The sequence below is a fragment of the Chryseotalea sp. WA131a genome, from assembly GCA_025370075.1.
Taxonomy (GTDB): domain Bacteria; phylum Bacteroidota; class Bacteroidia; order Cytophagales; family Cyclobacteriaceae; genus ELB16-189.
Map to the genome: position 1 here is coordinate 1,965,944 of CP073016.1, position 14,465 is coordinate 1,980,408.

The 14,465-nt window shown below is 42.7% G+C and carries 11 protein-coding genes; 4 read left to right on the plus strand and 7 right to left on the minus strand.

All coding sequences use genetic code 11. The features are described from left to right. Window positions 1-33: 33 nt before the first annotated feature. The 7 genes from KA713_08835 to KA713_08865 all read right to left on the minus strand — a co-directional run bounded on the left by KA713_08835 (window position 34) and on the right by KA713_08865 (window position 9,121). Window positions 34-795, minus strand: coding sequence for a response regulator transcription factor (locus tag KA713_08835; GenBank protein UXE68655.1), 762 nt, complete (start codon window positions 793-795; stop codon window positions 34-36). After that, entirely contained in the window at window positions 792-1,856 is a 1,065-nt protein-coding gene (locus KA713_08840; protein UXE68656.1) for a histidine kinase, read from the minus strand. The genes KA713_08835 and KA713_08840 overlap by 4 nt, the downstream gene beginning before the upstream one ends. Window positions 1,857-1,934: 78 nt before the next feature. Continuing rightward, window positions 1,935-2,540 (minus strand): hypothetical protein, encoded by a 606-nt coding sequence (locus KA713_08845; GenBank protein ID UXE68657.1) that lies wholly within the window; start codon window positions 2,538-2,540, stop codon window positions 1,935-1,937. Further along, window positions 2,537-6,961, minus strand: a complete 4,425-nt coding sequence (locus KA713_08850) for an efflux RND transporter permease subunit (GenBank protein UXE68658.1) — start codon at window positions 6,959-6,961, stop codon at window positions 2,537-2,539. Before KA713_08850 ends, KA713_08845 begins: the two co-directional genes overlap by 4 nt. Before the next feature lie 8 nt (window positions 6,962-6,969). After that, complete coding sequence (locus KA713_08855; protein ID UXE68659.1) at window positions 6,970-8,046, minus strand: efflux RND transporter periplasmic adaptor subunit; 1,077 nt, start codon at window positions 8,044-8,046, stop codon at window positions 6,970-6,972. Window positions 8,047-8,298: 252 nt separating this feature from the next. Beyond that, entirely contained in the window at window positions 8,299-8,670 is a 372-nt protein-coding gene (locus KA713_08860; GenBank protein UXE68660.1) for a hypothetical protein, read from the minus strand. 73 nt (window positions 8,671-8,743) lie between these two features. Further along, on the minus strand, window positions 8,744-9,121 hold the full coding sequence (locus KA713_08865) for a VOC family protein (protein UXE68661.1): 378 nt from the start codon (window positions 9,119-9,121) through the stop codon (window positions 8,744-8,746). A 182-nt stretch (window positions 9,122-9,303) separates the two neighbouring features. On the opposite strand from KA713_08865, the gene KA713_08870 reads away from it, so the two are divergent. The 4 genes from KA713_08870 (at window position 9,304) to KA713_08885 (ending at window position 14,438) form a co-directional block, all read left to right on the plus strand. After that, window positions 9,304-10,749 carry a hypothetical protein gene (locus tag KA713_08870; GenBank protein UXE68662.1) on the plus strand — a complete coding sequence of 482 codons (1,446 nt, stop codon included), beginning with the start codon at window positions 9,304-9,306 and terminating at the stop codon, window positions 10,747-10,749. A gap of 149 nt (window positions 10,750-10,898) precedes the next feature. After that, entirely contained in the window at window positions 10,899-11,060 is a 162-nt protein-coding gene (locus KA713_08875; protein UXE68663.1) for a hypothetical protein, read from the plus strand. 118 nt (window positions 11,061-11,178) lie between these two features. Beyond that, a complete protein-coding gene (nadE, locus tag KA713_08880; protein ID UXE68664.1) occupies window positions 11,179-13,023 on the plus strand; it encodes an NAD(+) synthase in 1,845 nt (614 codons plus the stop codon). An 80-nt stretch (window positions 13,024-13,103) separates the two neighbouring features. Further along, complete coding sequence (locus KA713_08885) at window positions 13,104-14,438, plus strand: prolipoprotein diacylglyceryl transferase (protein UXE68665.1); 1,335 nt, start codon at window positions 13,104-13,106, stop codon at window positions 14,436-14,438. Window positions 14,439-14,465: the final 27 nt, after the last annotated feature.

Below are 14,465 nucleotides of genomic sequence, written 5' to 3' on the forward strand. Positions count from 1 at the left end.
TAGAAAATGCGTACTGAAGCGAAGGCAAGTCACTCAAATACCCAACCATGTTTTGAATTCAGGGGCGCTCTCGCGACTTACCAAAACTTCTTCTTTGGTTGGTAAGGTCAGCAGCACTTTAATCTTGCCATTGAAATGTTGGTGGTTGCTTTTTATGGAGCTGAAAGAAATAATGAATTGCCTGTTAGCCCTGAAAAAAAACTGCGGATTAAGTTGATCTTCTAGCTCTTCCATGTTCTGATCCAGAATAAACATTTCCCCAGCCTTTGTATAGAGGTGCGATGTTTTGTTCTCGCTATGAATAAATGCAATGTTGTCTGTAGGAATACTTTTCAACTCATCGCGAAAATGAACCAGCAGCCTTGCACGATATACTTTTTCCTGACCTACAATTTGCTTTATTAACTTCTCGACATCCAACGGAGGTTGATTGTTGTGATTAAAAAGTGTTTTGTATTTTTCAATCGCTTTGCCGAGCTCCTCCGCTTTTACCGGCTTTAGTAAATAGTCGATGCCATTAACTTTAAATGCCTCAATGGCATACTGATCAAATGCCGTGGTAAAAATAATTGGTTTAGTCATTTTCACCTGTTGAAAAATAGCTAAGCTTAGTCCATCTGAAAGCTGAATGTCGCTGATAATTAAATCATAATCCGTATTGGATTGAAACCAGTCGATGGCACTTTCCACCGCATCGAAATGCGCCACTATCGCTGCGTGTGGGGCAACTTGTTCGATCATCCGCTTCAAATGCCGAAGCGCAGGTTGTTCATCTTCTAACAAAACCAGTTTCATACATCTAGTAAGGGTAAAGTAACACGAAAGAGTTGACCTTTATTTTCCACTTTGATTGATTTCTTACTCAATAACTTATACCGATCTTGAATATTTTTCAGCCCCACTTTAGTACTGTTCTCTACGTGAAGCTTCGGCTGAAAGGTGTTTTCTACAACGAGAGCGTCTTTATCAGCACGAATGGTAATTACCAACGGATGCTGCCCATTGATCGTATTGTGCTTGACCGCATTTTCTACGAGATTTTGAAGTGCCAATACGGGTAGTGACAACTTTTGCTGAAGCGGTGGAATGTCCACAGTAACTTGAAGGTGTTCACCAAATCGCTCTTTTAGCAAATGGGTATAAGCCTCAATCATTCCCAGCTCTTCTCTTAGCGACACTACCTTCTGGTCGCGGTTCGACAAAACATATCGGTACACATCACTCATCTTTGATAAAAAATAATTTGCACTTTTTGGATCTTCCTCTATCAAAGATGAAAGCGTATTAAAATTATTAAATAGAAAATGGGGGTCTAATTGCTGCGTTAAAATCTGAATTTGATTTTCCAGATTAGCTTGCTTCAATTGCTCAGCCTCCAATTGCGTAGCTTGCCAGCGTTGAAAAAAGAAAACCCCCACATTTAGGCCCATTACCAATAGACTTAATAAACCTGCTAAAATAGCAGTCGGAATAAAAATAAGTGAAACCTCATGATCGTTCCATTGCTCTAATTGAAACACATATACATACGAAACTAAGCAACAGAACACCACAACCACCGTAAGGCAAAGTTGAATGGTGCTTTGAGTGAGAAAACGCCAAAAGGGTTTTGCTGTCCAAGGGAACACTTTATCAAGCGCATCGCTTACCATGAAACTGATCTCGAGGTTAATTGCCGACCAGGCAATAGCAATGATCAGGTCATAAAAGTATGCCCAGATCCCATATTTTTCGTAGTATTCGTCAAAGCCTTCGTCCGACACCAAAAAGAAGGAAACAATGTAAAGCACAATCCCAAACAGAGGCGATCCGAAATAGCGCATCCAGGTGCGAAGTGAAAATGGAAAATCTTTCATTCGTTGACTTTTGTTGTTTGGAAGAAACCCAAGCTAAAGTTAAATAATCATTTTACTCAAAAGTAGCATTTCCGCAAATCAAAGGGGAGTCTTTATGCCCATTTGAAAACTCATACCATTCAATGCTTGCTGCTGGAGTGGGCTTGTATCTGGAATGGATAAAAATTGACCCTCCAAATAAACGATGAAATTTTTAGTGATCTCAAAATCAAAACCTGAGCCAGTGCGAAATGCAAATGTTTGAATGGATGGTTTATCAATTTGAACACGGCTACCCACCGTTGTTGTAATCTGTGGTAGATTGACCAACCCAAGCCCTAACCCTCCGTAAGCATAGGGCGAAAATCGACCGATTTGCCAAGCATAACCAAAATCCCCACCTAGATTTAATGTCTGCACTCGATCATTGAATGCAAGTGTGATTCCTTGAGTAACCAGCTCATTTTTGTAACCGATATCGTAAGAATCGATAAAGGGTCGTGTAAAGAAGCGGTCTTTGTAATTAATCTGCAGCTGAAAGCTAAACATATTGCCGTTATAGTCAGATTCTTTTGGGCCTTTGGTTGGATAGTAAGCTCCTACTGCACCGTTGAAATAATATTCAAAACGGGAAGGCTTTTTGTTTTGCGCTTCTGCTTGAAAGCATAACCAGCAGCCACCGAACATTACGATTATCTTCTTCATTTGCTGGGATTAATTTTTTCTAATTCGATGAAGGTGCTGTTGAGTTGCATTCTAATACTTGCAATGCCGAACTGTGCCTGAGTTAAGACCAATTCAGAATCTTTCACTTCCAACCATTTTACTAACCCTTTCTTGTATCGATCGGCTTGTGATGCCAAAGAGCGTTGCGCGGATTCTACCACTTGCTTTTGAACATCTAGTTTACGCTGCAACTCTTCATACTTATTCAGTTGCTGTTCATACTCGAGCACCGACCGATTGATGGCGTCCTGATACTGCAACGTGCTTTGCTGTATGTCTACATTCGCCTGCTGCGTTCTTGCTTCACGTCTGAACCCGTTAAACAATGGTATGGTGATACTCGCGCCTACAAACGAACTTTGCGGGAATTTCCAGGTCGCAAGATTTAATCGATCATCTTGCCCTTGCAGTTGCCAATTGCCTGTGAGTGAAAGGATGGGCAAGCTGGCAGATTGTGCTACACGCAAACTCTGCTTTGCCAACGTAATTTGGGATTGGTACACATCCAAGTCCGCCCTATTTGCAAAGTTCGGGTCGCGCTTCTCTTCACTTACGTCATGCGAGAAATCTTCATCGGTTAACTTGATCAACGTTTTGGCTTTCAAACCCAATTGATAACGGAGCAGATTCAATAAATTTTCCTCTGCATAGCGAAGCTGAATCAAATCCAATTCTTGCAATTGCCTATCCGTAAAAACGCGAAGAGTATCGTTGGGGATGGCGAAGCCATTTACCAACATGCCCCGCTGAAACGCAAGTGCCAACGTGTATCTTCTAATTGACTCTTCTACTACGCTGCGCTGCGATTTAATAAACAAGATATCGTTATATGTTTTCTTGATCTCGTAAGTCACTTGTTGCTCGGAAGCCCTTACCTTCTTTTGTGCCATTTCGCTACTGATGGCAGCTTGCTTTATGTTGGCAGACGTTTGTAAATTAATCAGGTCGAAAGTTGCATTGACCCCTGCAACGATAGCATGGTTGCTACCCGCTTTAAGGGCTTGCACGGGGCCAAATATCAATTCACCTGTAGCCGGATCTGCCGAGAGCGAAGGAAAAAACACAACTGGAATCTGCGTGGCATGAAGGTAATTCCCAAAGCCATTCAATTGTGGCAGCCGATAACTAAATGCTTCGCGTTGCAAGGCTTGTTGCTTCAACGGTTCTAGCTTTGCTATTCGCACGGCCGCATTATTTTCCATGCCCAAAGCCAATGCACTTTTTACAGAAAGCTGTAACGTGTCTTGTGCTTGCACAGACGATGGAAGGAAGTTGAAAAATAGAATGACAACAACTGCCGCTGCCTTCAACAGTACTCCTCTATAATTATTGAACCTCGTTGTTAAGTTTTGAATGATGGCATACACCACCGGTACAATCACTAACGTAAGAAACATACTGCTGGTGAGCCCGCCCATAATGGCCCAGGCTAATCCGTTTTTTACTTCCGCTCCGTTGCCCTTCGCGATGGCAATCGGTAACATGCCCAGCACCATAGCGATGGTGGTCATCATGATCGGTCGCAGTCTCGTCTTGCCACTTTCCTCGATGGCGTTCGCTAGTGATTCTCCTGATGCTAAATTTTGATTGATGCGATCTACCAATAAGATACCATTCTTCGCCACCAGCCCCGTCATCATGATCATTCCGAAGATGGAAAAAATGTTGATGCTCTCGCCCGTAAGACCCAAAGCGAGCAATGCCCCAATCACCGCGAGTGGAATAGAGAATAGTACTACAAAAGGATCAATCCATGAATTATACAACGCCACCATGATAAAATACATGAGCAAAATGCCCGCGCCAAAGGCAAGCCCGAGCGGGCCGAAGCTGTCATCCTGATTCGCCAAGTCGCCTTGAAAATCTAACGATACACCTTGTACATCTTTGAGTTGTGCAATGGCGGTTTTGATATCTTCACCGACATCGCCAACAGGCCTGCCTGCCACTCCACAAAAAATCGTCACCGATCCATTCTTGTTGGTGCGCTCCAACATAGCCGGTGTGCTTAATGGTTCAATCCTTGCGACTTGTCCTAACTCAACGAGTTGACCAGATGAACTGTACACTTCTAATTGTGTTAACGTATTGATGTCTTGTTTTGCAGCAGGGTTCAGCGTGATGCGAATGGGAACACTCTCGGTCTTCTCTTCTATCTTCAATTCATCATAACCTACCATCGCGATGCGAACAGCGGTACCGAGGTCGGTAGCGTTTACGCCAAACCGTGCCATTTTATCCTTGTCGGGAATAATTTGTACATCGTATTTTCGGGCTGTGCCGCTGATGCGGATGTCATAGGTGCCTTGAATGGAACGTATAGCAGAAGCCAACTCCTTGGAAATCTCACTCACTTTTTCGCGGTCTGTTCCACTTACTAATAATTGAACCGGTGCCTCATCGGCTGTGCCGAATAAGCCGATCATTGCGATTTTTACTTTTGTACCGGGAGAGGATAAAATACTTCGTTGGATTTCCCTACCCAATTGTTGAATAGACTTAGTACGCTTCTCTTTGCTTTGAAAGTTGAGGCTGAATTCGAAGTTCTTCTCTTCGGGCGCGCCCCATGCTTCGGCTGCAACACCATGGTTCACCATGATGCGGGTAATTTCAGGAAACTGCTTCGTTAAGTTGGTCTCTATTTTTTTGCTAAACGATTCCGTCTCCAACAAGGTAGTTCCAGTAGGCAATTGCACGGTCACGGCCATTTCACCACGGTCGATGCGTGGCGCAAACTCACTGCCAACATAACCCAGTATGGGTAATAGTAGCGAGGCCACAAACAAGGCAAACGCCAGTGCAATTACTTTCATTTTATTTTGAAGAGACCATTGCAATAGTTTGCCATATCCCTCTTCCAATGCTTTAAAGTATTTTTCGAACCACAATCCAAACCGCCCCGCCCAAGTAGCAGCCGATAAATGTTCGAGCCGACCAAAGCGGCTGGCCAACATGGGTGTGATGGTAAAGCAAACGATCAAACTAAACAGTGTGCTGATTACAATCACCATGGCAAACTCGCGCACAATATCACCCACCAATCCGCCTGTCAATGCGAGCGGAAGAAAGACAACCACATCGACAAGCGTAATCGCGAAAGCGGTAAACCCAATTTCTTCGCGTCCATCAATAGTGGCTTTGATTTTATCTTTTCCCATCTCTAAGTGGCGGTAAATATTTTCCAATACCACTATTGAATCGTCTACCAATATGCCCACCACCAAACTCATGGCCAATAGCGTCATCAGGTTTAAGGTGTAACCCAAAAAATACATGAAGATGATTGTACTCAACAATGAGGCGGGCAACGAAACAAGTACAATCATAGAACTACGCATGCTGTGAAGAAAAACCAACATCACCAGCGCCACCAAACCGATGGCCAATAGCAAATCTACTTTTACGGCCGTAGCGGAAGCAGTAGTAAAGACCGAACCATCTTGAGCGATGGCAAACGTTAGTTTCTTATCGGCATAGGTTTGCTCTAACTCCTTTAACTTTTCCTGAATTTGAGCACTCATCTCTACCGCGTTGGCATTGTTTTGTTTAAATAAAATAAGTCCCACAATGCTTTTTCCATCTAAGCGACTGGTTGTTTCTTTTTTCTTGGCATAGCGCACAATTTCTGCAACATCCGCTAACCTAATATCACTTTTCGCCCCGCTAGCGATAAGTGTATTTTTCAATTCTTCAATGTTGATTACTTTGCCTGTGACACGAATACCTTGCTGATAGCCATTGGAGGTGACGTTGCCGGCAGGCACGTTGATTTCTGCTTGCTCTAGGGATGCTACAATTTGTGAAACAGAAATGTGGTAATGCTTTATTTTTTCCGGACTAATCTGCACTATGTATTCCTTCTCTTCCAATCCGATAAAATCAATTTTACCCATCCCCTTCAACCGTGCGAGTTGTGGCTTGATTTGGTTCTTTAGCAATGCGGACAATTCATCGTTGCCCATGTCTGCCGAAGCGGCTGCTTTGATTACGGGAACTTCGTTGATATTGAATTTACTCACCACCGGCTTCTTTGCTTGCGAGGGAAGCCTGTCCACTACTTCGTTCACTTTACGCTGCACCTCTTGAAATGCCTGCTCTACCTCCGCGCCATAAATAAATTCAATATTGAGTAACGAGAAATCTGGGTTGCTGCTGCTGGTGATTCGCTTCACCTTTTCTACACTGGCAACAGCTTCCTCGAGTGGTTTAGTAATCGATTGCTCAATCTCTGCCGGAGAAGCCCCCGGGTACAATGTGCCAATGCTGACATAAGCAATGTTAAACTTTGGCAAAAGTTCGTAGTTCAATTTTTGGTAGGCGAATATTCCACCCAACCCTAAAATGATGAAGATGACCACTACAATAAGTGGGCGCTTAATTGATATTTCTACTATTGACATAAACTGGATTATTTAGTTGAATTGGTTGTGTTGGCAATTGTTAGAATCATTCCCTCCATCACATTCTCAACACCTCTGGCTACTATTGTCGTGTTGGCTGCAATACCTTGTGTTACTTCCACTTGATTTTCGCGAGAGTTACCCAGGGTTACAGATTGAAGGCGTGCCTTGTTTCCTTCCAACACATAAACGGCAGGAGTTACACTATTCAATACCAGCGCGCTTTTAGGAATTAATAAGACGTCAGTGGTATTCCCTTCTTGAAAGAAAGCGCGCAGCGTCATTCCTGCCTTGGCGTTCATGGTGTTGTTAAACTCAACCTGCACTTGAAACTTTCCCGACTCATTGGCTTTGGGGTTCACAAAAATTACTTTCCCTGAAATCAAAACATCGCGCATGGCATCAAGTCGTATTCTCACTTGATTGCCAATCTTAATCGAAGCAATCGCTTTTTCATCCAGCCATAGCAGCGCCTTTAACTTTTCAATATCAATGAGATTAACTACCGGTGTGCCGACTTGGAGATAACCACCAACGTCTGCCAGTTTTTCAACAATCATTCCCGTGAATGGCGCATGAACTGAACTTTCTTTGATTTGTTGCTCGAGTGATTTTATGTTATATCCCCATTGCATCATTTGCAATTGGGCATTCTCCACTTCGGCCGTTGATGTATTATTGGCAGCTTGTAACCGTAAATATTTTTCGTAATCATTCTTTGCTTTATCGTATTGCACATTGGCCGATTTCAATTCTATTTCTTTCAGCGTGGCGTCTACCTTACAAAGTAGTGCGCCCGCCTTCACCACATCACCTTGCTTGACACATAATTGAGAAATCTTGCCGGTGGCCTCGCTGGCTACCACCACTTCTTGAAAGGGCTGGGTGATACCCTGAACAGAAAACCCACTCGATATTGTTTGAGGCAATAGCTGAAGCGATTCTACCGTAGTAGGAATGGGTACTTGTGCCTCCTTTGCCTCACGAAGCTTAGTGTTTTGACTATTTCTTAACTGCCAGGCTAAAACACCTGCTGCTAAACCGACAATAACAACGGCAATGATAATTTTGATAGACTGTTTCATAGTTTTTCTCTTTTGTTGCTCAAAAGTGAAAAGCTTTAGACAGCCGTGTGTTCAGAATATAACCGAAGCGTAGAAATGGGGTACTGAAGTGGTGTCGCGCATAACTATCAAGTGGGCTGCGCAATTGTCGCCCAGGCAATTCAGCTATGATCCGGTCGCAAAATTTAGTTGACCATGAACTGGAAATCCTTTTATCTGCATTGCAAAGAATAGCCTAGCCAACGCATTCTAGGCTGTTCTCAACCAATCCTGCTAGGCTGATTTCTTTCCTAGCATAAAATAGCCGAAGCCAAAAAATACAATTAGGTACACTGGAAAAATAGCCATCGCCCAAACGGAAAACTCAACCTTAAAAACAGTTAGAAGAACCGCAAAATCTAAAAGTGAACAAATCACCACAAACAAGATGGCATACGCATACCACGGGCTTGCTGTGTCGGAAGCTTTTATTTTTCTAAAGAAATAGTAAGCAAGAAGTGCAGTGAGTGCAATCATCACCGACTTGAAAACCGGTATGTTGGGTAGGTACTGATTTGTTTTCGGGTCGTACATAAAAAAACTTACAACAATGGGTATTAACCAAGTAAGCACAGCATATAAATAGGTTTTGCCTTTGAAGTTCATGGTAAAAGGGTTTAGGGTTAGGTATAATGTGAAAAAGAAAAAAGAGCCACCGCTCAGGTAGCTCTCTTACTGGTTATTTCATGGAGTGAAATCCAATCTTGTTGCCTTCCGTATCTAGGAACAAGGCCATAAATCCATTAGGACCCAGCGGTGTTTTTGGTAACAATACTTTGCCACCTGCTTTTTCAACCCTACTCAGTGGAACATTGAGGTCATCACCACCATTTAGGTAAACAACACTTCCATTGGCTGCCGGTACATAGCCATCGGATTGTACAATGGCACCTCCCACGGTTTCAGTCATACCTTGTGCTGTTCCGGGCAAGAAGCCCCAGATACCTTGAGGATTGTCCATTCTTCTTACTTCGCCACCAAGCACCGTACCGTAAAATGTAGAGGCTTGCTCGAAATTTTTGGCTGGAATTTCAAACCAGTTAATCACGTTTGCCATACTTAATTGTGTTAGTTTATTGTGAAATTGATTCCTTGAACATGGCCTAAATGTAGAAGGATAATGTAGAATACTAAGTGAATAAATCTTAAAAACGTAAAGTGGTTAAAACAAGCAAAAGTGTTATTTTTGAAAGAATAAATGGATTTTAGCATCTCATAGCCTCAAAAAACGTAAAGTTGATGTCTAGAAAAGACGGCCTGTTTAGGTTGATTAAATCGCTCACTACAGTCGAGAAGCGATTCTTTTTGCAAATGGCATCCAAAAACAAATCGGAGAGCAATTACATTACGTTGTTTAGGGCCATCGAAAGACAAGAACTTTATGACGAAGCCGCAATCAAGGCAGCTTTCAAAGACAAAAAGTTTGTTACTCAACTCCATGTCACTAAGATCAATCTGACCGAATTGATTTTAAAATCACTCAAAACCTTTAACGCTAGAAATTCTGCGAACGCCTCAATACTCGAACTTCTACGGGAAATAGAACTCTTGTTTGTAAAGGAACTCTATGATTTGTGTTTTCAACGATTGCATAGGGCGCTACACCTCGCAGAAAAGTTTGAAAAATTCCCTTTGCACATGGAGTTGTTGGCATGGCACCGAAAACTCATAGCGGCCACCGCCTCGGTAAACTTGCCGGGGGTCAGCGACATCTTACGGCAGGAAAAAGGTCTGATTGGGAAAATCAGTAATCTCAACAGCTTCTGGAGTGAATCAATGCGCGCCTACGATTCAACTGCTGCTGAAAATGAATTCACCACGAAAGATATCTGCCAAATTGAAAAAGCAGATTCGGTGCAGTCAAAAATTCTTCACCACCATTTTCTTTTTACGCGATTTTACATTGCGGGCAAATTGGAAGACGCCAATCTGGAAGTTAGCAAGTTGATTGCCATGCTAGAGCAAAGTGCTGCCCGAATTGAAGATGACCCCACTTCGTACATTACCGCCATAATGAATAAAGTAGTGCTCTTGTTAAGCTTTAAACGATGGAATGAGCTGCCTCCTCTGCTTCTAAAAGTTAGTGGCATCATCAATTCAAGCCGATTTCAAAACGAAAGCCAATTGACCGTACGCTTGTGGGTTAGACTATATAATGTGGAATTGGAAATGTATCGCGATACCAAAGATCTGGAAAAGGGAATGCGACTGATTGGCGTTATTCAATCGTACATCCAGGCAAGAAAGGCTGCCATCACAGCAGATTATTTGATTATGTTTTATTTTCAATTTGCGAGCATTTTTTTCTTGGCCAAGGATTTCTCCAAATCACTCAAATGGATAAATGAAATCATTAACACCAATTTTGGTTCGATCCGCCTAGACATCCAAAAGTACACACGCATCTTAAACCTGATGGTCCACTTTGAACTTGGCAATACTTCCCTTTTGCAATACGCCACCGATAGCAGTAAGCGCTTTTTAAAGAAGAACAAAATACTGTTTCCGGCCGAAGAGTTGTTGCTACAACTTTTTTCGAAACTTGATCAATTGCAAATTGAAATGCATTCTGTCATATTTAAAAACTCATTGGCTGCTTGGCAGTCGCTGGATCACGCAAAGCGCACACAAATAGAAGACTATGTGGATATCTCAGCTTGGTTAAAGGAGAATCTAATTCAATAAGAAAAATTATTTATCCTTGCTCCTGTTCAGAAATTAGGTGCAGAAGTGGCTTGAGCTACCTATCTAGGCGCACCATTTATAATTTCGTCCCAACAAAGAGGACAAAAAGGGGTAGTTTTTGCATTCAATTTGTTTCAAAAACTTTAATCTTGAGTTTATACTCTTCAATTGCACCCAAAGCAAAGCCTTTTGTGCTTTGTGATGGCAGGGGGCATTTATTAGCAAGTGACTTTGAAATAGAAATACTTGATGAAATGGCAAAGAAAATTTTTCTTAAATATTTAACTCGCGAATCACTGATTAAGAAATAACTCAGCGCCCTTATTTGTTGTCGCGCATGAGCATTTACGCCTAAGCTCACCCGAACGAAGGTGACCAATCTTTGAAGTCGAAATTCACTCCAACTCTTTATCTTTGCAAAAAAACTCCTTGAACAGAACCCTCAAAATTGGCGGGGCCACAGTCAATCAAACACCCATTGATTGGAAGAACAACGTGGCCAATATCATCGAAGCCATAGAAGCCGCCAAAAAAGAACAAGTAGCCATTCTCTGTTTGCCAGAACTATGCCTAACCGGCTATGGCTGCGAAGATTTGTTTCTCAGCAATTGGTTGAGTGCCAAAGCGTGGCAACATCTTGAAATGATTATACCGCATTGTAACAACATCACCGTTAATGTGGGTTTGCCTATTCGAATCAACAACATTACCTACAATGGGGCGTGTGTTATCTCCAATCAAAAAATTCTGGGCATTGCCTTAAAACAAAACTTGGCTCGCGATGGTGTGCATTACGAACCGCGCTGGTTCGATGCCTGGACACCCGGAGTGGTTAAGGAAATTGAAATCAGGGAACAAAAAATAAACGTGGGCGACCTGATTTTTGAAGTTCACGGAATCAAGTTTGGTTTCGAAATCTGTGAAGATGCGTGGCGAAAAGAGAAACGCCCCGGCTATCGCTTGTGCGAACAGGGCGTTGATTTAATTCTGAACCCAAGTGCCAGTCATTTTGCAATGGGCAAAAGCTTACTGCGCGAAAAAGAAGTAGTGATCGATGGCTCGTTAATCTTTCACTGTGTTTACGTTTTCTCCAACCTGCTGGGCAATGAAGCCGGACGCATGATTTACGATGGCGATATTATCATCGGGCAACACGGAAAAATCGTTGCGCTCAACAACCGTCTTTCGTTCAAAAATTTCAACCTCGTTTCCACGGAAGTGAATTTTGATCAACCCGGGTTAACCAAATCGTTGCCCCTCACCGATGGCAAAGAAAAAAACGAAGAGATGGTGCGAGCTGCCTCACTCGGATTATATGATTACCTACGAAAAAGTAAAGCGAAAGGATTTGTTTTAAGTTTAAGTGGCGGTGCCGATTCATCGCTCTGCGCAGTGTTGGTCTCCGAAATGGCCAGGCGTGCAATTTCAGAAAACGGAATCGAAAAATTTCAGCACCAGCTATTGCTCTCGGAAATCAAAAATTCCGCGGAAGCGATAAAACAACTTTTGGCCTGCGCCTACCAAGGTACGCGCAACTCATCAGAGACTACGCTGACTGCCGCAAAAGAATTAGCAAACTCCATTGGAGCAACTTTCCATCAATGGAATGTAGATGACGAAGTAGAAGCTAATAAAGCCACAATAGAAAACGCACTACAACGAAAACTGACGTGGGAAACGGATGATATTGCCTTGCAAAATATTCAAGCCCGTACACGGTCGCCTTTGATTTGGCTACTGGCCAACGTGAAGCAATGCATTTTGCTCACAACTTCTAATCGCAGTGAAGGCGATGTAGGTTATGCCACCATGGATGGCGATACCAGTGGCAGCCTCGCCCCTATTGCGGGGCTTGATAAACCTTTCATTATTCAGTGGTTGAAATGGGCAGAAAAAAATTTAGGGTATACAGGGCTATCATTTGTCAACAACCTTCAGCCAACAGCTGAGCTCCGACCGCTAGAACGCTCGCAGACAGACGAAAAAGATTTGATGCCCTATACCTTATTGGTGGCCATTGAAGAGCAGGCAATCCAATGGCGAAAGTCCCCTACGGAAGTTTACTTGGAACTAACAAAAACCATCCAAGACCCATTGTTGAAACCGTACATCAAAAAGTTTTTCAAGTTATGGTCTATCAACCAATGGAAGCGCGAGCGGATTGCCCCCTCTTTTCATTTGGACGAAATCAATGTAGACCCACGCAGTTGGTGCCGCTTTCCGATTTTATCAGGCAGCTTTGCCGAAGAACTGGCCGAATTGGACAAACTTTAACGATTTCATCATTCGGTTAAACGCCAATCGTGTTTATCTTTACCCGATTGATTTTAAATTATTAACGACCTTTAGCTCTAATGTACACCATGCTTAGTTATTTTATTTGGAATGGCAGCCCCGAAATCTTTTCAATCGGCTTTTTCTCCCTCCGTTGGTACGGTTTGCTTTTTGCACTTGGCTTTTTGATCAGCCAGCAATTGTTGTACTACATCCACAAAGTAGAAGGCAAACCCGAAAAAGACGTGGAGACGCTCACCATTATTATGATTGCAGCCACTATCATCGGTGCACGCTTGGGCCACGTTATTTTTTATCAACCCGAAATGTTGTGGAAAGATCCATGGGGTGTTTTTATACCCTTCGGTTTTTCATCCATTCGATTCACTGAATTCAGTGCCTTGGCGTTGATTGGTAGTTCATTGCCGGTTCTACTTTTTGTCTGGATTTATCTTCAATACAAAAAATCAAAGCATGCGGACATTGTTGGATATGTTTTGGTCGGGTTGGTATTGTTTTTCGTTGCCATGAAATTCTTATTTAACAAACCCATTGGTGATTTCTTTCCTATTGAATTGGTTAACTTCCGATTTACGGGATTCGAAGGATTGGCCAGCCACGGTGGTGCCATTGCCATTCTTTTTGCCTTGTGGCTCTACAGCAGAAAAAATAAACCAGGGCAATCTTACCTTCAAGTATTGGACAGAATTGTAATTCTTGTTTTCTTAACAGGTGCGTTGATCCGATTAGGAAATTATTTCAATTCAGAAATCATTGGTAAACCTACAGATAGCCCCTTGGGTGTTTTAATGGTGAACCCGGTGACACATCAATTGATGATGAAAACCGCCAACGGACCAGCCCCTGTTAGTTCTATTGAATACAAAAAAGACACTGAAAAAGGAGTAACTGCAAATGGAAAGGTTGGGTTAAACATGTATCTTTTTTTTAACAAAGGCGTATCGCCCGATAGGGTTGTATCTTTTCTTGAAGCAGAAGTAAAAAGTGCACTACTAGACCAGAATGAGTTTATTGATGAGCCCATCGGTTCGTTAAACTACAAAATTTCTCAAGAACCGGATGGTTCCTTCGCGGCAAAAGTAATTACCACTGGCATTGTGCGCCATCCTTCACAATTGTACGAATCCATCTCTTGCTTCTTGTTGTTTCTTTTCTTTTGGTGGTATTGGTCCCGTCTCAAAAACGCTTTGCCCGAAGGCAGAATCTTTGGCTGGTTCATGGTGATTTTGTGGAGCTTGCGTTTTGTCTACGAGTTTTTAAAGAAGAACCAGGTTTCGTTTGAAGATGCCATGGATCTGAACATGGGGCAACTATTGAGTATCCCGTTGGTGTTAGTGGGCGTTTGGGTGTTGGTTCGTTCGTATCGAAAACCAACTGCCAACGCTACTTCGTAATGAATTTGTAACCCGAGCAAAATTGAA